The organism is Nostoc sp. NZL (assembly GCF_015714705.1).
In the GTDB taxonomy this organism is placed as follows: domain Bacteria; phylum Cyanobacteriota; class Cyanobacteriia; order Cyanobacteriales; family Nostocaceae; genus Nostoc; species Nostoc foliaceum_A.
On record NZ_WBKL01000013.1, the window covers coordinates 77,758 to 97,128 of the forward strand.

Consider the following 19,371-nt stretch of genomic DNA (forward strand, 5'->3'; position numbering starts at 1 on the left):
CAACTACAAAAATGATAATTCTCCAATTACTTCTAAACGCTTGTATTTTCCCAAGGTCACAAACTTTTCTGAGAGGCTTTCTGCGGCGCTGGGACTAATCCAACCCATTTGTTGGAGTAAGTGAATCGCAACGGCATGTTTTGCCCGTTTTGCCCCATCCATGACTTTGATTGCCAATCCCATGCCCTCACCGAGTCTACCAATGCACTGCACTCCTTCGGCACCGGCTTTGCTGACTAGTTCTCCTGGAGTTAAGCGCATCAGTTCTGTATCAAATTCTCCATCTCCTGCTACCATCGCGGGGTGATGAGTCATAGCACGGACAATGCGCTCCATATCCAAGTTGGTACTAGAGGCTAACAGTGCATACAAAGATGCCATATGACCGAGTTGCATCAGATAAGTTGGTGCGCCACAGTCATCATGAGCGCTGATAAACTCTTCCGCAGGCATTCGCAGCAATTCTGCTACTTTGCCCAAAATCAATTGCTGTATTGGGTGCTTGCGATCCAAGTAATTATTCAAGGGCCAATGGCGTTGCTGACACACAGCTAACATTCCTGCATGTTTTCCAGAGCAATTGTATTCCAGAGGACTCCGCTTACCTTCAGGAATTGGACACTGGAGTATAGTCGGGTCAAGATCTGCCCGCCAAAGGATGTTAAATACCTGTCGGACTTGATCTATTCTTCCTTTATGGGAACTTGTGATAATTGCTAAGTCGCGATCGCTGAGTTGATAGCGTTCCAGTGTACCTGTGGTGGTGACTGCGAGTGCCTGAAATGGTTTAAGCGCTGAACGGATAAATGCAGCAGTTTCAGAATTTCCGGCAACGGTTAGAACCCGTCCTCGTTCATCGCAGACAACAGCTTGGACTATATGCCTGGATTCAATAATACCTTCCCGCAGCAACCGGACTTCCAGTGCTGTGGCTTGAGTTCGTTTTCCCATTGTCATGGGTTTATATTTATCACCTTTTTTAATTAATTAGTCATTGGTCATTAGTCATTATCTAAGGACTAATGACTAATGACCAATGACTTTTTAAAACAAATGCCAAACTATAGTACCAATAACGTACATTCCCGCCAAGCCAGCAAAGGTAAATTGTAACCGCCGCAAAATAGGTTTAATTTCGTATGAAACAATCAAGCGATCGCGGTTAAGGATTTCCTGTGGCTTTGTCCAAGTTTGACCGTCATACCAGCCAGACTCTTCATAAAAGACTGTAGGGCTGCAAAGGCGATCACACACGTAGAACCAGCCTAAGTACAACCTTACCAGTGCCAGCACTACCCCAACACTCGCTGCTGCTGCACCACAGAGGATAAAATGTGCAATATACTTGTGAGGGGGAAAACTTGCCGCAGCTACAGGCCCTGCTACCAGCCAAGATAAACCCCAAATCCAAACAATTTTCGTGATATACTCGCGCCAATCTAAAGTGCTATCACGAAACAGCCAGGAAGTTTTTAACTCTTCGTACTCATTAAGCGGTTGTTGGTCTGTAGGAACTGGGCAATTAGAAACCGAAGACCTAATCATGTTGGCTTACCCTCACCCTCATCAGATTCTGGAAGGGAAATACGCTCTGCATGAATCCAGAACGCTTCTAAATTATAAAACTCCCGTTCCTTGGGCATCATGATGTGAACGATCACATCACCGTAGTCTTGTAGTACCCAACTTCCCTCAACTTTTCCTTCTGTCCTTATGGGACGCCGTTGCAACTCAGTTTCGACTTTTCCTTCAATTGCTTGAGCGATCGCTCTTACTTGTACCTTAGAATAGCCAGTCATCATCACAAAGTAGTCAGCTAGGTAAGATACCTCTGCTACTTTGAGCAATATAATCTCACCTGCTTTGCGGTCTGATCCAGCTTCTGCGATCGTTGCAGCTAATTTTCCGCTCTCCTCTTCGGTATGGGCGTGGCTCTTTACCACACTCTTCGTCAGTGGAACAGATTGTAATGGGAAATTTCCTTGGAAATAATCAGTCATTAAACCTCAGGTGCTTTCTTTCTTTTGAAACAATTGTTTACATTTACTTACAAATCACAAACAATTGATCTGAAAATGTGTCAATAGGTTTTTTTGAATACTAACAAAAAAACAGGTGTCTATGGGGCTAGTTTGATAATTAGCTAGTGCAAGGAGGCATGAGGCAGAAGGAAACAAAATATGTCAATTAAGGTTTTTAACCTTTTTCAACTGGATAGTTATTTCCGCCATGCCGTACTAATAATTTGCAGGTAAGTCCACATCTATGCTTTTGGCTGTCTGCTACTAAAAACTACAATACAACACAGCAGATTCATGCCTGGTCTACCAAAAGTGTGACTGGCACAAGTCTAGTACTTGGTATGACGAGATACTAAAGCACTCATTTAGTATGGATAAAAATTGCTATTCCCACAGATTGAATGAAGTGATGCTGTGGGAGGGATTTTTGAGTCAAGTTGCCCCAAGGGTATTGGTCTATTATGAGCATCTTTAAAGTATAATTAACTACCCTCAAATATTTAACGTTTGAATACTGAGGGTATAATTGCTACTTTCATTAAGTATAATCGTACTGAAGACTCAAGGCACGGGTATGTAATCTCACTCTACTGCGGTAGATTAAACTTCTTGTTTTGTAACTCTTGTGGACTGAATTACTCCACGATCTGCTGTCAATGAGTAACACAAGGACTCATATTGATTTAAAGCTTGCTCAAAAGCATAGTGTTCAACGGCATATTGGCGACTTTTATAACCCAGAGTTTTTACTTTTTCGGGGTTTTGGTATAAATCTAAAATTGCCATTGCTAAAGCTTGGGGATCTTCTGGAGGAACGATAATTCCGCCGCCACTTTGCCTGATAGCTCTTGCTGCTGTCCCATTGTCAGGGACAGAGGCAACTAACGCCCCTCCACTAGCAAGCAGCACTTGGATTTTTGATGGCATATTGAAGGATACAACATTTTTCTTTTGCACCACCAAGCCAACATCGGCGGCTGCTAACATTTGTGGCAAATATTTGCGGGGTTGAAACGGAAGTAGCAAAACATTATCTGCGCCGCAGTCTAGACATTCCTGTTGCAATCGCTCTAAACCTTTTGCCTCTCCAACGATGACAAAAACAATATCTGGGATATGGCGTAACACAGAAGCAGCTTTGACAACGCTTTCTAAGCCTTGGGTTAGGGCAATGTTGCCAGAATAAAGTACTACAAATTTGCCATTCAAATTATGTGCTGTGCGGAAAGGGTTATTTTCTTTAGGCAAAGGGCGGATAAAATTTACATCAACCCAGTTAGGAATTTGCACAATTTTGTCACCTTCTACGCCCTTAGATCGCAAATTGTCCACAAACCCATCGGCGATGACGCTAATTTTACTGGCAGTATGGTAGGCAAATTTTTCCAATAGTCTAAACAACTGGATGAGCAATTTATTTTTCAGTAGACCGACGTGGACGGCTGCTTCTGGTAATATATCTTGTAGATTTAAAATCACAGGACAAGCACGTAACCATCCTAAAAGAGCAACTGGTACACAGCTTGGCAAAGATGGCGATGTTGAGAGAATCACATCTGGACGCCAACCGATGAGGGCGGGCACAAAACTAGTGACCACAAAACTAGCATCTAGTAACACCCGATCTAATAGGTTAGGTTGTGGACGAATCCAAACGTAACTGCGTTGGATTTGAACGCCGTTTTTGTCTTCGTTGAGATACCACTTCCCCCGATATTCTTGGTAAATTTGACGCTCAGGGTAGTTGGGCATAGCGGTGACTACGCGCACTTGATGCCCACGCTTCACTAGTCCCTCTGCTAATTCAGTCATCAGTGGGGCAATACCAATTGGCTCTGGATAGTAGTTGTAGGAATAAATTAAAATCCGCATAAAAAGTTAGTCCGAAGTACCCCGGTTTTTTATTTAATAACAATACTTTGTCTTAAGCATCGTTTAGAGTTTGGAAACTCCTATATTTAATTGTGGCTTCAGACTCTTTTTATGTCAGGGAATTTCCTTAAAGATTGAGTAAACTTTAATATTGAATACTTAGAGCAACGATGAATTTTTTTTACTATTTCAGCAATATACAAATTGTTCATTTTTGATTGGTACGTAAGTATAAACCCTAACTACATTAGGTTTTACCAGCCCCTGAGACCAAATTGGGATAGTTTGTATGAATTGTTCTTAGAAAGAAGGACACAACCGATTTTACTAAGACCTGATATTAATAAGGTTGTTTTATAATACTAGTCATTCAATGAGCGATCGCCCTTGTATTTTCTCCTTTTTTGCTGGCTCAGGTTTCCTAGATTTAGGTTTTGAAACCAGCGGTTTTAAGATTGTTTACGCCAATGAAATCTTCCCCCCATTCATGGCTGCATACCGCTATTCACGGCAGGTTCTCAATCTACCGTTGCCAGAATACGGATATCATGAAGGAGAAGCAGGAGACATAACCCAACTTCTCGAAGGTTTACAAACACAACATCTCCAGGAGTTAGTACAAGACTGCCGCAAATCTAATAATATTGTCGGCTTCATTGGCGGGCCTCCCTGTCCTGATTTTTCTATTGGCGGGAAAAATAGAGGACGTTTAGGAGATAATGGCAAACTTTCCGCTTCTTACGTTGAATTAATTTGCCGCAATCTTCCAGATTTCTTTTTATTTGAGAACGTTAAGGGGTTGTGGAGAACAACAAAGCACCGTTTATTTTTTGAATCGCTTAAGCAACAATTACTGGAATCAGGCTATATATTAACAGAGCAGTTAATTAATGCTATCGAATATGGTGTACCCCAGGATAGAGAAAGAATTATTCTCATTGGTTTCCGAAATAATTTTATCAAGGATATAGGAATAAAATTCGGTATTGAAAAGTCAATACCTGAGAGACATTTTCCTTGGGATAATCATATTTTATATCCTCGAAAAAATGTTTTTGCTTATCCTTGGCGTAAGTGCGAACCATTTGAAGAAAATTCCATTATGCCTTGTCCCGATGGCATCCCTCAAGAACTCACCGTTGAATACTGGTTTAGAAAAAATAATGTTCTGAAGCATCCCAATGCTGAACACTGTTTTCAACCAAGGGCAGGCATCACAAGATTTGCTGCTATTGATGAAGGAGATGATTCTAAAAAGTCTTTTAAGCGTCTTCACAGATGGCGTTACTCACCAACAGCTTGCTATGGAAATAATGAAGTACATTTGCATCCATATAAAATCCGCCGAATATCTGTGGCAGAAGCTTTAGCGATACAATCTTTACCTGCAAATTTTGTACTTACAGAGAATATGTCGCTCACGAATATGTTTAAAACTATTGGTAATGGTGTCCCATATTTGGCATCGAAGGCGTTAGCTAAAAATATTATTAACTTCTTAGGCGCTGACTTCACAAATGGTGTTGATATTTCTAAGCTTACTACTGCCTAATGTCAACTTAAACACTTACAGTAATACCGCGACATCTACAAAGCCGACATCCCATAGAAGTCAGCAGCTTCTTTTCAGGATAAACTCGTAATAAATATGGTTTAATATATATATAAGAAATGTTTTAATTTTTTATAAAGTTTAATAATCAATCACTGGCAGAAGACACGATGGCAGCAGACTATCCCGATATTGATATTGCGCCATTTATCGATCACTCCCTCTTAACGCCAACTGCTACTCCAGAGCAGGTTGAGCAGTGGTGTGAAGAAGCATACAGATTCAATTTTGCGGCGGTTTGCTTGCACCCCGCCTATGTCAAACAAGCAGTCGAACTCCTACACGGCAAGAACCCGAAAGTCTGTACGGTGATTGGCTTTCCAACTGGTGCAACGACTTCAGCAGTGAAACTGTATGAGGCTCAAGAAGCAGCGGATAATGGGGCCACTGAGTTGGATGTGGTAATGAACTTGGGCTGGTTGAAAGCTGGAAAAACTGAAGAAGCCCATCGGGAAATTGCCGAAATTTGTGAAGAGACTGGGCAAACTGTCAAGGTAATTTTAGAAACTAACCTATTGACAGATGCGGAAAAAAAAATAGCTGCTGAAATAGCTATGGAGGCGGGAGCGGCATTCTTAAAAACTAGTACAGGTTGGAATGGTGGTGCAACAGTGGCAGATGTACGACTTTTGCAGGAATTGGCAAAAGAAAGGGTAGGAATTAAAGCTTCGGGTGGTATACGCACTATCAATCAAGCCCTAGACTTAATCGTAGCGGGTGCTACTAGATTAGGCACATCTCGCGGTATCGATTTGATCCGCCAGCGCGATAACCTGGGAAAGGATGAATAGTCATTTGTTTCTCGTTCTACCCCGCGGGAAACTGCTGGCACGTCTAGGTCATTTGTCCTTTGTCCTAACCTAATGACCAATGACTAATGACCAATGACCAATGACTAATGACTAATGACTAATGAGTAGAACCTACAAAGCAACGGGAATTAATCTTAAAACTCAGGTGCTGGGAGAATCGGATAAAATAGTGACGATTTTAACACCAGAATTCGGTCTGATTCGAGCAGTGGCTCCAGGGGCACGCAAGCACAACTCCAGCCTGGGCGGCAGGAGTGGTATGTTCGTTGTGAATGAACTATTGATTGCGAAAGGGCGATCGCTTGATAAAATTACTCAAGCACAGACGTTAAAAACTTATCCTGGTTTAGCTAAAGATTTGGGAAAATTGGCTGCCAGTCAGTATTTAGCAGAAATAGTCCTGTGTCAAGGTTTGAGCGAACAACCCCAAGAAGAACTTTATGAGTTGTTCAATGAACATCTCCATCGGTTGGAGGCGTTGTCTAGTGCAAATGCATCTGGTGTTTTGGCTCATCTGGCTCATGGAGTGTTTCACCTTTTAGCCTTAGCAGGAGTAACGCCGCAAGTGCAAATCTGCTGCCTATCAGGGCGTTCGCTAAAGCCAGACTTTACAGACCCCAACTGGCAGGTAGGATTTAGCATCCCTGCGGGTGGAACGGTTTGCTTAGAAGCTTGGGAACGTTTACGAAGAGAGGGAGAGAGGGACAGGGGGATACAAAGAAATTCATCTTTTTCTCCATCACCTAATCGTCCCGTTATCCCATCACCTCCAAAACCTAGCTCCCAAACAGTTGTTGTGCATCGGCAAGAAATACCTGTGATTTCTAGTCGTCCGGGTGCTATGGAACTGGCTTTGCTTCAACATCTGTCACAACCAGAGATAATGCAAATTGATGGTGCTAGAGATCATCACTGGTTATCTGTTGAGCAGATTTTGCGCCAGTATGCTCAGTATCAATTAGGTCGCCCTATTCGCTCTGCTACCTTGCTCGACTCTTATTTTGCTGCCAACCATGATGCAACCGTCTGATTTGGATAAAAAAATCCTGCCTTTGTCACCAAGCCTCGCCAAAAAACAGAATAGGGTATCAGAACCTACAGTCAGGAATCACTTGCACTTGAGCGCCGTTTCCAAGTGTACACCTAGTCAAATCAATGGCCAAGAAATGTCCCCAAAAGATGTTTCTAAAAACGATCAAAGTTGGACAGCCCAGATCCCAAAAACTGATGTTCCAAGTCAATCAGAAACACAATCTGAGGACAAATTAACCACTGCCCAAGGAGATAGCAACGGACAGAGTTTGCCAGTAACTACTATTCCAGAAAAAGAACCACAAAAATTAGATGGATCTGGTTCAGGTGGAGAAGCTGGTTCAGGAAATGTCAAACAACAGGGATTTTTGCCTGTATTAAAAAACCCTAATTTCCTGGCTCTTTGGGGCGGTCAAGTTTTCTCCCAACTAGCAGATAAAGTTTATTTAGTGCTGATGATTGCTTTGATTAATACTCAGTTTCAGGCTAGTAATCAGAGTATTAGTGGTTGGGTGTCAGTTTTGATGATGGCTTTTACGATTCCCGCCGTATTATTTGGTTCCGTTGCTGGGGTATTTGTTGATCGTTGGTCGAAAAAGGCTGTGCTGGTGGCGACGAATATGTGGCGCGGCATCCTGGTTTTGTCAATTCCCTTCCTGCTGTGGTTGACTCATGGCTGGAAACCCATAGGAGTCCTGCCAGTGGGTTTTTTGATCATCCTGGGTGTGACTTTTTTAGTTTCCACGCTGACGCAGTTTTTTGCACCGGCAGAACAGGCGGCAATTCCCTTAATAGTAGAAGAACAGGATTTACTCTCGGCAAATTCGCTTTATACGACAACGATGATGGCATCGGTGATTGTTGGGTTTGCTGTCGGGGAACCATTGTTAGCGATCGCCGATGGACTTTGGCTGCAAATTGGTGGTAGTGGTAGTTTGGGCAAAGAATTTTTAGTAGGTGGTAGTTATGCGATCGCTGGACTAATTTTGTTCCTGTTGGCAACTAAGGAAAAACACCACGACCCCGGTACAGAATTCCCTCACGTATTCTCTGACTTGCGGGATGGTTTTGCCTACCTCAAAGCAAATCATCGCGTCCGCAATGCTTTGCTTCAGCTGATTATCTTGTTTTCTGTCTTTGCAGCATTAACTGTTCTAGCCGTTCGCATGGCGGAAATCATTCCTAACATGAAAGCCTCTCAGTTCGGCTTTTTACTAGCAGCCGGCGGTGTTGGTATCGCTGCTGGAGCAACAATTCTCGGTCAATTTGGTCAACGCTTCTCCTATATCCAACTAAGTCTGTGTGGTTGTATGGGCATGGCAGCATCCCTGATTGGTCTATCAATATTTACAACTCAACTGTGGCTAGTTCTGTTACTGGTGGCGCTATTAGGTATCTTTGGGGCGCTAGTGGGTATTCCCATGCAAACAGCCATCCAAACAGAAACACCTCCAGAAATGCGTGGTAAAGTCTTTGGTTTACAAAACAATGTAATTAATATTGCTCTCTCCTTACCTTTGGCATTAGCAGGTGTAGCAGAAACCTTTGTGGGGTTACAGGCAGTTTTCTTGGGATTAGCAGCGATCGTCTTTTCAGGAGGTATATTAACTTGGTATAACTCACAGAAGTAGTTATCAGCTAACACGAGCTATTATTCATTACTTTTAAGTAATTAATATTTACTTAAAGCTTTTCTGTTCATGGTAAACTGTGGTCAGTGAAAATTTATCACATACTTGCGGGATATCAATCTGACATTAGTCAGAGTAAGTTGTTTAAATATGAGAAACTAACAACTTATAAGTAGAATAAATAAAGCCATAAATCAACTGGTTTAATAGCTTAAAATAGGCTTTTTAAACTAAATTATGTTGTAAATCTGTAATTACTAAAAAACCAGCAAGTATAGCTAGATAAAATAAAAATCACGAAGGATACACAAGTAATAGATCAAACCCGCTTTTCTTACAGCTAAATAAAGAATGCGTATAGCCTGGATTGGAAAAAAATCACCCTTTTGTGGCAATGTTACCTACAGTAGAGAAATTACAAATGCCTTACTAGACAAGGAACATCAAGTTAGCTTTCTTCACTTTGCCCAAGAAGAATCTGAACCTGATAACTGGCCAAATCTACGAGAGGTTTCCCTACCTTTCATTTACAAGTCGCAGGTTTACACAATTCCCACTTTTAAAGCGACCAAAGTCTTAACCGATTCGCTGCGGAAAATCAAGCCAGATATAGTCCATGCTTCATTGACACTATCTCCTCTAGACTTTTTTCTACCGGAAATCTGTGAGGAACTGAAGTTGCCGCTAGTTGCCACTTTTCACACACCGTTTGCTGGCAAGGGGGCAAAGCTGATATCGGGAACACAACTTTTGGCTTATCAGCTTTACGCGCCTTTTTTAGTTAACTACGATCGCGTGATTGTATTTTCCCAAATTCAGCGAGAATTATTGGCAGGTATGGGTGTGAGGAAAGAAAATATTGCCGTAATTCCCAACGGTGTTGATACTGTCAAGTATTCTCCAGGATTTTCTCAAGTCAAATCAGAATTTAAAGCCGAACGCTTGTTTGTCTATCAAGGTCGCATAGCGCCCGAGAAAAATGTCGAAGCCCTCCTCCGGGCTTGGAAGCAGTCGGCAATGGGGTCTGGTAGTAAGTTGCTAATTGTTGGGGATGGCCCTTTGAAGTCTTCCTTAGAGCCATTTTATGGTTCAGAATACGGCATTGTCTGGTTGGGATTTGTAGCTGATGAAGACCGACGCATCGAAATTTTGCGGGGTGCAGATGTATTTATTTTGCCTTCATTGGTAGAGGGTTTGTCCCTATCTCTGTTAGAAGGTATGTCATGTGGTCTAGCTTGTTTAGCAACAGACGTGGGTGCAGATGGAGAAGTATTGGAAAAGGGCGCAGGTATAGTTATTAGTACTAAAACAGCGCGATCGCAATTAAGAACCCTCTTGCCAGTCTTGCAAGACCATCCAGAGTTAACAACCTTACTAGGGCAAAAAGCCAGACAGCGTATATTAGACCGCTATACCCTAAGTAAAAATATTACTCTACTCGAAGAACTTTATAAAGAAGTTTTAGCACAGCGACCTCTACCGCTAAGTCGCAGAGCGTAGGGGATGCCAGTTGTTACAATGAATAGCGCAGCAATAGCGAGTTAAACGCTATGCACAATCGCTAACGCTTCTCTACCGAGACGCTGTGCGAATTCTATCGAGCGTTGGGAAACTCCGCAAGGCACTTGCTCCCCTAAGTGTATTTATTTCAAAATCCTATATAAAGCATCAGTTTGTAATTGATTATCATCCTATATTTCCAATTCTTGATCTAGTTCATGACAGACAGTAGCTTGGACATACTCACCTGTTAGACTAGGTGTCATCATAAAGTCATAAAATGTAAATCATTTTCGGCAAAAATTAATATAATATATTAGTTAATATTAAATAATAAATAACAGTAAATTAAAGCTACACAATCAACAAATGAATACAATCCTCGACATAAAAACATTATATGAATCCAATTACCTGCAATGGTTAGAGGAGACTATTAAATGTCTCAAAAATCGACAATTAGCAGACATTGACTATGAAAACTTAATAGAAGAATTGGAAGATTTGGCTAAGAATGAAAAAAGGCGAGTAAAAAGTTTGTTGGAACAAATTATTAGACATTTATTACTTTATCAATATTGGGATTTAGAAAAGCCAAAAAATGCTAACCATTGGGCTGCGGAAATTATTAGTTTTCGTAATCAAGTAAATGAAGATTGAAGTGCCAATTTACGCAAATATTTAGAGGATAATTTCAGCGTAATTTATAGCAATGCTTTAGATTATGTTAAGACTAAAACAAAGCTAACTAATTTACCTGAATTATGTCCTTATACCTTAGAGCAAATTTTGGATAAAAATTGGTTGCCTTAATATTAAATTTTGATTCTTTGCACGAAACATATTCATGTGTATAACTTGTAGCTAGTTTCTGCAAAACGCGAACGTAGGATTTTTAAGTAAAAGTAATCATATTGATCAATTAATCTTTTAATTCTCCACTAAAGACCATCCTAAACTGGTTGGCTGTTCATAAACCCGCTTTAAAGTATTTATATCTCTGGGAGAAATAGGCGACGGGTTACGAACTTGGGAAAAGTATAGGGCATCAGTTTGTAGCGGACTATGACCCCAAATTCCCAGTGCATGACCGAATTCATGCCGGGTAGCTGAAATCAGATACTCACCTGTTTGACTGGGACTTAACAAGATGGTGAAGCGGTGGGATAAAACTTTGTTGCTGGTGTATAACTCGTAAGTAGTTTGTGCTGATCGCGCACGGGGTATATTACTACTAGGGGAAATTTGTAGAGGTGGCGCTTTTCGCACAATGGTAATATCAGCAATTTTTGGCTGTTCGACTATTTTCAAAGGCAAATAAGTACTCCATTCTTGTACACCCTGTAAGACAGCGTTAATCCATGCTTGAGCTTGTTTTTCGCTAAGGGCTTGTGGTGGTTCTACGTAAACTCGAATGGGAAATTGCGACCAAACTAAATAACCTACTTGGCTTGTTGTGACTTGGGAAAAATAGTCACCGCTGTTAATGCTATCTTGCCACTGTGCAAGTTTGGGCGGTAAGGGATGGGGTTTTCGTGGAGATGATGGAGGGAGAGAGATTATTAAGTCTGAATATACAGATTTTGGTATTCTTGTAAACCCATCACTCGACTGAAGATTAGTAAAAATAATTAACAGCCCTGTGCCAATAAAAAAGGCAAGAGCTGTAATTAACCGTCGTGAAATTAAATTTATTAGGGTGTTAAGTATCGGGTGTTTGGTTATTCTCCCCATTTACCTATCCTTATTTAGGCAGCCAACCAGCACTTAAAACTACTGTTAAACCGAGAAAAATTACTGTCAATGCCCAAGTAATTCGGTTTAAGGTGTTTTCTGCACTCTTGGTGCTGCTAAATAGCTGGGCTTGTCCGCCAATGGCTCCAATGCCATCACCTTTGGGACTATGGAGCAAAACTAAGATAATCAAACCAGTGGCGGAAAACGCCCAAATGCCTTGCACGATATTAGTAACTGTCATGGTGGAATCTCATTTATAACAAGTTTTAAAAAACAGGAGTCAGGGTTGGGAGTTAGGAGTTAGGAGTTAGAAAAGTTTTAATTCATCACTCTTCATTATTAACTCTTAACTCTTAATTATTAACTCCTAACTCTTTTACAGTCCTACTTGCACTGGGGTGCGAGTGCGTTGCAGCTCATAATCTGCTGTTTTCAGCAGCGATCGCCCGGTCATTTCTGGTGGCTGAGGCAGCTGTAAAATCTCTAGAATTGTGGGGGCGATGTCGGATAGCTTGCCATCGCTTCGCAGTTCGACATTTGTACCATATCCAGGGATTTTGACTTTCTCTCCTTCCACCAAGATGAAGGGGACTGGGTTCGTGGTATGAGCTGTCCAGGGATTACCCACTTCATCTAGCATATACTCAGCGTTGCCGTGATCGGCAGTAATAATTGTTGTACCACCGGCTTTGATAACGCTCTCTAATAGGCGTCCCAAACAGCGATCAACTGTTTCAATTGCTGTAATGGTAGCTTCGATTTGACCAGTATGCCCTACCATGTCTGGGTTGGCATAGTTAATCACAACTAGGGAATATATACCCTTTTGAATCGCGGCGATCGCAACATCTGTAACTGCTGCTGCTGACATCGCTGGGGCGTGATCGTAAGTAGCTACCATTGGGCTGCTTACTAATTCCCGATCTTCTCCAGCAAAAGGTTCCTCCAGACCCCCATTAAAGAAATAGGTGACGTGGGCGTATTTTTCTGTTTCGGCGGTGCGGAATTGATTCAGACTATGATTGGCTATCACTTCTCCCAGAATGTTACTGAGATTCTGAGGCTCAAAGGCTACAGCCACGGGTAAGTCTGAATCATACTGTGTAAAGGTGACAAAAGACAGGGGTGTGATTTGCTGTCTTTCAAAACCGTTAAAAGTTGTACTGACCAAAGCTTGAGTCAGTTGTCTAGAGCGATCGGGGCGGAAGTTGAAAAATATCACCCCATCCCCTGGTTCTATTGCACCGGGTGCAATTCGGATTGGGTTGATAAATTCATCTTTTACCCCTTCGGCGTAAGATGCTTGCAAGATTTCCACAGCCGTGCGATTATCACCTGTACCATCTTGGGTCATCACGTCGTAGGCGCGTTTGACCCGATCCCATCGGTGATCACGATCCATCGCGTAGTAGCGACCGCTGAGGGTGACTATGCGCCCAATGCCTATACGGTCTATATAATCTTGCAGCAGTGTGATTGCTCTTACACCGTCAGTTGGGGCGGTGTCACGACCATCGGTGATGGCGTGAATACAAACTTCTGGAATTCGCTGGTCTTTGGCTAAGTCAAGTAGTCCGAATAGATGGGTAATATGCGAATGTACCCCTCCCTCAGAACAAAGGCCTACTAAATGCAGCTTGCCATTCCGAGAGCGAACTTCCTGGCAAATTTTGACGAGTGCTGGGTTTAAGGCAATAGAACCGTCTTCGACCGCATCAGAGATGCGTACCAGTTCTTGCGGTACCACTCGCCCAGCACCAATGTTCAAATGACCAACTTCCGAGTTGCCCATTTGACCCTCTGGCAACCCTACGGCTTTTCCTGATGTGCGGATGAGGGTATGCGGGTAAGCTGCCCATAAACTTTCCACAATGGGAGTTTTAGCAGCAACAATAGCGTTTCCTCGCTTCTCCTCGCAGTAGCCCCATCCGTCTAAAATGACTAGCACCACAGGAGCAACAGGTGCTTTGGTCATAGTAAAATTGCCCTTTACTTTTTGTAATACCCGAATGATACCACTGCTAAACCACGCCGCAAGTGAATTTTTGCTTATTAATTTCTTTTATGAAAGACTTGCAGTTTTTTGAATGATTTTTTAAAATTTAACAGTTTTTCTGTAATGTTCTTGATCGCTAATAACAAATGATTACTTAGTAGTAGCGTTTTAGCACTACTACTAAGTCCGTATTCAATCTGTTATTTCCTTTTTGTGGAAGCTTTTGCAGCTTTTTTAGCAGCTTTTTCAGCAGCGATCGCAGCTAACTTTGCTTGTTCTTTTTCTTCGGCAATTTTTTGGAGATAGTAATGATAGTCTCCTAAGTAAACCCGGAATTCACCATCACGAATTTCGACAATTTTGTTAGCTACTTGAGAAATAAAGTAGCGATCGTGTGAAACTACAATTGCCGTCCCATCATAATTTTTGAGCGCTTCTTCCAGCATTTCCTTCGCTGGAATATCTAGGTGGTTTGTCGGCTCATCTAAAATTAGTAAGTTCGCGGGACGTAAGAGCATTTTTGCCAACGCCAGACGAGCTTTTTCTCCTCCACTTAATGCCCCAACTGCCTTAAATACAGTATCACCAGTGAATAAGAAGCGTCCTAAAAGCGTGCGGACTTCTTGATTATCCCAGTCTGGAACTTCATCATGGATAGTTTCCATGACAGTTTTCTTCAAATCTAAGGCTTCAGCTTGATTTTGCTCAAAATAACCGGGAATAACGTTATGATCGCCTAATTGAACAATACCTTCTGTGGGTGGTTCCATCCCCATAATTACGCGCAGAAGGGTAGATTTCCCAGCACCGTTGGGGCCAAGAAAAGCAATGCGATCGCCTCTTTCAATTAGCAGATTTGCTGCCAAAAACAAGATTTTATCACCATAAAGATGAGTTAAATCTTTAATGTCCACTACTTCGCGTCCACTGCGGGGTGCAGGGGGAAAACGGAAGTGGAGAGTTCTTACCCCTGCAATGGGTGCTTCAATGCGCTCAATTTTTTCGAGTTGCTTTTCCCGGCTTTTTGCTTGGGTACTGCGGGTAGCACTGGCGCGGAATCTATCAACAAAGGTTTGCTGTTTCTCTAATTCTTTCTGTTGGCGTTCGTAGGCACTAAGTTGTGCTGATTGGCTTTCGGCTTTTTGTTCCAAATATGCCGAGTAGTTACCAAGGTAGGTACTGGAAACGCCACGTTCTGTTTCCACAATTTGGGTGCAGAGGCGGTCAAGGAACTCCCGGTCATGGGAGACTATTACCATAGGGGTAATCAGGCCTCTGAGGTAATTTTCTAACCACTCAATGGTTTCTAAATCTAGGTGGTTAGTCGGTTCATCCAGTAGCAACAAGTCGGGTTTTTGCAGGAGGATTTTACCCAAACTCATCCGCATTTGCCAACCACCACTGAAGGCACTGACGAGGCGATCGCCATCTTCTAGCCCAAACCCCATCTCTGGTAAAATTTTCCCGATGCGTGCATCTAAGTTGTAGCCATCCAAGGCTTCAAATTTGCGCTGCAAGCGATCTAACTTGTCGATTAGTCGATCCAGTTCCTCTGGGCTAGCCGTTTCCATCTCTTGTGGTATGTGCGCCAGAGATAGCTGTACTTCGTTGGCTTCTTTGAAGACAGTCCAAAATTCTTCTCTAACGGTGCGGGTGGGGTCTACTTCAAACTCTTGGTTGAGGTAGGCTATATGTAAGCTATTAGGACGGATAATTTCGCCTGCGGTGGGTTCAATTTCCCCAGAGATGATTTTGAGTTGGGTAGATTTTCCAGCACCGTTGACACCGACTAAGCCAATGCGATCGCCTGGTTTAACTTCCCAGTTGATATCTTTGAGAACTTCGCCTGTGGGATAAATTTTACTTATATGTTCTAGTCGCAGCATTAAGTTTCTCTCAGGTAGGGAGTGTGTGGTTGAGGACGAAGTACTAACACCGCCTCTAATATTAACAAAAATTAACTATAAATTCGTCGTGAGGAAGTTTGGAAGCTGCAAACCAAATTTGGCTTGAGCTACGGATAAAATTTACCACATCTATCTCAAGGCTGGGTTTATGTCACTTGTCTAACTTCTTCGACACTGAAATCAAATGCCTCAGCTACTTGTTCCACTGTCATCCCCAATTTTAATAAGGTGGGTATTAATTTTAATTTGGCTCTACGCTCCCCTTCCAAACGCCCTTATTCAAATGCTTCTTGATAAATTTTTGTATCTTTGAAACTCAAAGTTCCTATGTTGTAGTCCACCAATTCCTCTACTCCTTGATCAGAAGAATCTTACTGCGCGGCTTGTCTGACTTCTTCGACACTCAAATCTAGCGCCTGTGCTACTTGTTCTACAGTCAACCCGGCTGCCAACATTGCTGGTACTGCTTTGAGTTTACCTTGCTCAATGCCTTGAACCTTACCTTGTTCAACACCTTCCTGACAGGCTTCCTGATAAAATCTGGTTTGCTTTAACTCGCTTAAGCCAAACATTTGCTCCATCTCCTCCCTAGTTATTGTGGGAAATTTGTAAGCCAAAATAGTCTCTATAAATTGTAATAATTCTTGCTGTTTTGGTGGTGAGTTTATCTCTGACTTAGTTCTGTCTATCAACTCCCTTGCTTGGACAATTGCTATATCGTCACTTGCAATTACTAATTTAGCAGTTGCAATGCCAATTGGAAGCGATGCACCTTCACCTAATTCATCCAAATAAATGCGTCTGACGCGCCCACTTGTGAAAAACTCACGATAATGTTTGATATTGCCTGTATCTACATTCCTGTTTGGGTATAAAACCATAGCACCCCAGTCAAAATAATTCGTAATTGTTAATTCGTAATTCGTAATTATTAGCCCACACAGAAATGTAGTAGCTTGAAGAAGGAATCAAATTTATTTTTTATCAATAAATTGATTTCCTCCGTACTCTCAATGGATTAATAATTTATAATTAATGGACTCTTCACTACAAATTACGAATTACGAATAAAAAATGATGATGTCTGTTTTCACAGCTTTATATCATTTGAACATTTTGATTTGCTGTTCATGTGTTACTTGATTCTTCAGAACCATCTCGCACTTTCAGCAATTGCTCTTTTGCCATTCCTAATATACGTGATAAGGGCGTTAACAAACTATCATCAAATGCTTCTCCAGCATAAATATTATTCAGTTCAGTGGGAGATAATTTAACCCACATTCCGCACCTACAACTGTCACACCCCAAAGAAACGGATACATTTAGTACATAAGAACTAATGATTGAAAGAATTGACTAGAATCTATTAGGGCTAAATAGGAATTATTATGATTAGCTTAGATATACAGTTGAATATTTACGGCTAAGTACAAAATTTGAGTTCTTAGGTTATTTTGATGTCAAAATTGGTTCAAAATCATTGAAAGCTTTATCCTCAATGACTATAAAAAGATAAAAAAACATTTTGAATCACCATAATCAGGAGAAAATTTCAACAGATACTTTTGTGGAGTTTCTGTTGCCATGTTTAGTGCTAAAGACCTGGAATTGAAGAAGATTGATCATTTAGGGATAGTAGCAGGAATAGTAGATTCAATTGGGATTGTAGAAATAATTAATAATTTACTCTCTTCAGAGCCAGGAGAAAAAGTCAGTGCGGGTCAGGTGGTAAAGGCAATGATTTTAAACGGCTTAAGTATGATGTCACAGCCTTTATATATGTTCCCAAAATTCTTTGAATTAATCGCTTGTGAACACTTAATTGGTACAGGAGTAAAGCCAGAATACCTCAATGATGATAAGCTGGGGAGAATCCTAGATAAATTATTTATCAAAGGACTAGATACAGTATTTTTAGCAATCAGTTTAAATGCTGTACAAAGATATCAGATATCACTTTCATCATCACACTTGGATTCAACATCATTTCATGTAGATGGAGAATATGAATATAGTTTACCAGAAGTAATATTTAATAATCAAAAGCAATCAGATAATTTAGGAAAAGAAAATGAAGAAGCGAAATCACCTCAAGCGATAAAACTAACCTACGGTTATTCCCGTGATCATCGTCCAGACTTAAAACAATTTATTACAGAACTAGTATGTTCAGGAGATGGAGATATACCAATATATATCAAATCAGTCTCAGGAAATGAAGTTGATTCTAAAAGGTTTGGAGAAATCGCAGTCGAGTATCAAAAAAGAATACAAGTTGATAGTCTAATAGTAGCAGATAGCGCATTATATACAGAATCAAATATCAAGTTAATGTCGAGTATCAAATGGTTGACACGAGTACCATTGACGATAAAATTAGCAAAAAGCTTAGTCAGGAGTTTAGCAGAATCGGAATTTGTGAAAAGTGAAAAGACAGGATATTCATACGCTCAAAAGAAAATAACTTATGGAGATATAGAACAAAAATGGTTAGTTGTACAAAGTCAAGATAGAAAAAAATCTGACTTAGAGGAATTATCAAAGAAAATAGAAAAAGCTTTGATAAACAATCAAGCTAAGTTAAAAAAACTAGCACAAGAAAAATTTGCCTGTGTTGCTGACGCTAGAAAAGAATTAACCAAAATAAGTAAAGGATTTAAATATCATCTGGTAGAAACTATTGAAACTCTCGAAAAAACTCCCAATATCAAAGAAGAGAATCAATCAAAATACTATCAAATTTCAGCAACAGTCAGTGAAAATAAAGATGTTATTGACCAATAAATCTTATGTGCAGGAAGGTTTATAATTGCTACAAATGTTTTGTCAGATAAAGAACTGAGCAATGAGAAAATGCTGTCTGAATATAAAGCGCAGCAATCATGTGAAAGAGGATTTAGTTTTCTCAAGAATCCTTTATTTCTGGAGTTTAGACTAGGCAACAAGAAAAGACTCAGCAACGCTGAGTTGAAAAGAAACAGACTTCAGAGATGAAAATCTACACTACTAAGCAGATTCTGATTGCTCTTTGCGGGGCTTGGTTGTAGTTTTTTTAACTATGGGGTAGCGAATTCTACGTTTACGTGGTTGATCCGTCTTCCAGCCTGGAGACTTTCCGCGAGATTTGGGTGGTTGGGCTGGAGTACCAATCACCGCAAAAACTCCACCCATAGCTTGAGCAACTCTTCCAGGGGTTAATTTTTCGAGAGGCTTCTGCCAAGGTAGAGGATTGTCAGCAACGATATCAC

Annotated in this window: 14 protein-coding genes and 4 pseudogenes; 7 read left to right on the forward strand and 11 right to left on the reverse strand. The window is 41.1% G+C overall.

Going from position 1 to position 19,371, the window contains the following annotated elements; all coding sequences use genetic code 11:
* Positions 1–3: 3 nt before the first annotated feature.
* The 4 genes from F8R90_RS01680 to F8R90_RS01695 form a co-directional block, all read right to left on the reverse strand.
* Positions 4–957 (reverse strand): asparaginase, encoded by a 954-nt coding sequence (locus F8R90_RS01680; protein ID WP_190891308.1) that lies wholly within the window; start codon positions 955–957, stop codon positions 4–6.
* An 87-nt stretch (positions 958–1,044) separates the two neighbouring features.
* Positions 1,045–1,545 carry a CGLD27 family protein gene (locus F8R90_RS01685; protein WP_190891306.1) on the reverse strand — a complete coding sequence of 167 codons (501 nt, stop codon included), beginning with the start codon at positions 1,543–1,545 and terminating at the stop codon, positions 1,045–1,047.
* Positions 1,542–2,000, reverse strand: a complete 459-nt coding sequence (gene rsfS / locus F8R90_RS01690) for a ribosome silencing factor (protein ID WP_190891304.1) — start codon at positions 1,998–2,000, stop codon at positions 1,542–1,544. Before rsfS ends, F8R90_RS01685 begins: the two co-directional genes overlap by 4 nt.
* A 621-nt stretch (positions 2,001–2,621) precedes the next feature.
* Positions 2,622–3,893 carry a glycosyltransferase family 4 protein gene (locus F8R90_RS01695; RefSeq protein WP_196509009.1) on the reverse strand — a complete coding sequence of 424 codons (1,272 nt, stop codon included), beginning with the start codon at positions 3,891–3,893 and terminating at the stop codon, positions 2,622–2,624.
* A gap of 373 nt (positions 3,894–4,266) precedes the next feature.
* On the opposite strand from F8R90_RS01695, the gene F8R90_RS01700 reads away from it, so the two are divergent.
* From F8R90_RS01700 to F8R90_RS01725, 6 genes and pseudogenes are all read left to right on the forward strand, one after another.
* Positions 4,267–5,445, forward strand: coding sequence for a DNA cytosine methyltransferase (locus F8R90_RS01700; protein WP_196509011.1), 1,179 nt, complete (start codon positions 4,267–4,269; stop codon positions 5,443–5,445).
* A 170-nt stretch (positions 5,446–5,615) separates the two neighbouring features.
* Positions 5,616–6,296: a deoxyribose-phosphate aldolase gene (gene deoC / locus F8R90_RS01705; protein ID WP_196509013.1), complete on the forward strand. Its 681-nt coding sequence runs from the start codon at positions 5,616–5,618 to the stop codon at positions 6,294–6,296.
* 121 nt (positions 6,297–6,417) lie between these two features.
* Complete coding sequence (recO, locus tag F8R90_RS01710) at positions 6,418–7,347, forward strand: DNA repair protein RecO (RefSeq protein ID WP_196509015.1); 930 nt, start codon at positions 6,418–6,420, stop codon at positions 7,345–7,347.
* Positions 7,334–8,980 carry an MFS transporter gene (locus F8R90_RS01715; RefSeq protein WP_196509037.1) on the forward strand — a complete coding sequence of 549 codons (1,647 nt, stop codon included), beginning with the start codon at positions 7,334–7,336 and terminating at the stop codon, positions 8,978–8,980. Before recO ends, F8R90_RS01715 begins: the two co-directional genes overlap by 14 nt.
* Positions 8,981–9,331: 351 nt before the next feature.
* Positions 9,332–10,480: a glycosyltransferase family 4 protein gene (locus F8R90_RS01720; RefSeq protein WP_196509017.1), complete on the forward strand. Its 1,149-nt coding sequence runs from the start codon at positions 9,332–9,334 to the stop codon at positions 10,478–10,480.
* A gap of 369 nt (positions 10,481–10,849) precedes the next feature.
* Positions 10,850–11,293, forward strand: a pseudogene (locus F8R90_RS01725) (DUF29 domain-containing protein).
* Positions 11,294–11,410: 117 nt separating this feature from the next.
* On the opposite strand, the gene F8R90_RS01730 reads toward F8R90_RS01725, so the two are convergent.
* From F8R90_RS01730 to F8R90_RS01755, 6 genes and pseudogenes are all read right to left on the reverse strand, one after another.
* The gene (locus F8R90_RS01730) at positions 11,411–12,214 is read right to left on the reverse strand and encodes a peptidase (protein WP_196509019.1); all 804 of its coding nucleotides are present in this window, start codon (positions 12,212–12,214) and stop codon (positions 11,411–11,413) included.
* 10 nt (positions 12,215–12,224) lie between these two features.
* Positions 12,225–12,458 carry a preprotein translocase subunit SecG gene (gene secG, locus F8R90_RS01735; protein ID WP_094328436.1) on the reverse strand — a complete coding sequence of 78 codons (234 nt, stop codon included), beginning with the start codon at positions 12,456–12,458 and terminating at the stop codon, positions 12,225–12,227.
* 135 nt (positions 12,459–12,593) lie between these two features.
* The gene (gene gpmI / locus F8R90_RS01740) at positions 12,594–14,192 is read right to left on the reverse strand and encodes a 2,3-bisphosphoglycerate-independent phosphoglycerate mutase (RefSeq protein ID WP_196509021.1); all 1,599 of its coding nucleotides are present in this window, start codon (positions 14,190–14,192) and stop codon (positions 12,594–12,596) included.
* Positions 14,193–14,413: 221 nt separating this feature from the next.
* Positions 14,414–16,099: an ABC-F family ATP-binding cassette domain-containing protein gene (locus F8R90_RS01745; RefSeq protein WP_196509023.1), complete on the reverse strand. Its 1,686-nt coding sequence runs from the start codon at positions 16,097–16,099 to the stop codon at positions 14,414–14,416.
* Positions 16,100–16,491: 392 nt separating this feature from the next.
* Positions 16,492–17,013: pseudogene (locus F8R90_RS01750) on the reverse strand (Rpn family recombination-promoting nuclease/putative transposase); the annotation flags it as partial.
* Between the two features lie 235 nt (positions 17,014–17,248).
* Entirely contained in the window at positions 17,249–17,404 is a 156-nt protein-coding gene (locus F8R90_RS01755; protein ID WP_196509039.1) for a hypothetical protein, read from the reverse strand.
* A gap of 303 nt (positions 17,405–17,707) precedes the next feature.
* On the opposite strand from F8R90_RS01755, the pseudogene F8R90_RS01760 reads away from it, so the two are divergent.
* A pseudogene (locus F8R90_RS01760) lies at positions 17,708–19,045 on the forward strand (IS1634 family transposase); the annotation flags it as partial.
* A gap of 84 nt (positions 19,046–19,129) precedes the next feature.
* Here the strand turns inward: F8R90_RS01760 and F8R90_RS01765 are convergent.
* Positions 19,130–19,371, reverse strand: a pseudogene (locus F8R90_RS01765) (NF041680 family putative transposase); the annotation flags it as partial.

Bases quoted from the DNA above. Each gene is read 5' to 3' on its own strand.
- F8R90_RS01680 (WP_190891308.1), bottom strand. From the start codon at position 957: ATGACAATGGGAAAACGAACTCAAGCCACAGCACTGGAAGTCCGGTTG.
- F8R90_RS01685 (WP_190891306.1), bottom strand. From the start codon at position 1,545: ATGATTAGGTCTTCGGTTTCTAATTGCCCAGTTCCTACAGACCAACAA.
- rsfS (WP_190891304.1), bottom strand. From the start codon at position 2,000: ATGACTGATTATTTCCAAGGAAATTTCCCATTACAATCTGTTCCACTG.
- F8R90_RS01695 (WP_196509009.1), bottom strand. From the start codon at position 3,893: ATGCGGATTTTAATTTATTCCTACAACTACTATCCAGAGCCAATTGGT.
- F8R90_RS01700 (WP_196509011.1), top strand. From the start codon at position 4,267: ATGAGCGATCGCCCTTGTATTTTCTCCTTTTTTGCTGGCTCAGGTTTC.
- deoC (WP_196509013.1), top strand. From the start codon at position 5,616: ATGGCAGCAGACTATCCCGATATTGATATTGCGCCATTTATCGATCAC.
- recO (WP_196509015.1), top strand. From the start codon at position 6,418: ATGAGTAGAACCTACAAAGCAACGGGAATTAATCTTAAAACTCAGGTG.
- F8R90_RS01715 (WP_196509037.1), top strand. From the start codon at position 7,334: ATGCAACCGTCTGATTTGGATAAAAAAATCCTGCCTTTGTCACCAAGC.
- F8R90_RS01720 (WP_196509017.1), top strand. From the start codon at position 9,332: ATGCGTATAGCCTGGATTGGAAAAAAATCACCCTTTTGTGGCAATGTT.
- F8R90_RS01730 (WP_196509019.1), bottom strand. From the start codon at position 12,214: ATGGGGAGAATAACCAAACACCCGATACTTAACACCCTAATAAATTTA.
- secG (WP_094328436.1), bottom strand. From the start codon at position 12,458: ATGACAGTTACTAATATCGTGCAAGGCATTTGGGCGTTTTCCGCCACT.
- gpmI (WP_196509021.1), bottom strand. From the start codon at position 14,192: ATGACCAAAGCACCTGTTGCTCCTGTGGTGCTAGTCATTTTAGACGGA.
- F8R90_RS01745 (WP_196509023.1), bottom strand. From the start codon at position 16,099: ATGCTGCGACTAGAACATATAAGTAAAATTTATCCCACAGGCGAAGTT.
- F8R90_RS01755 (WP_196509039.1), bottom strand. From the start codon at position 17,404: ATGTGGGTTAAATTATCTCCCACTGAACTGAATAATATTTATGCTGGA.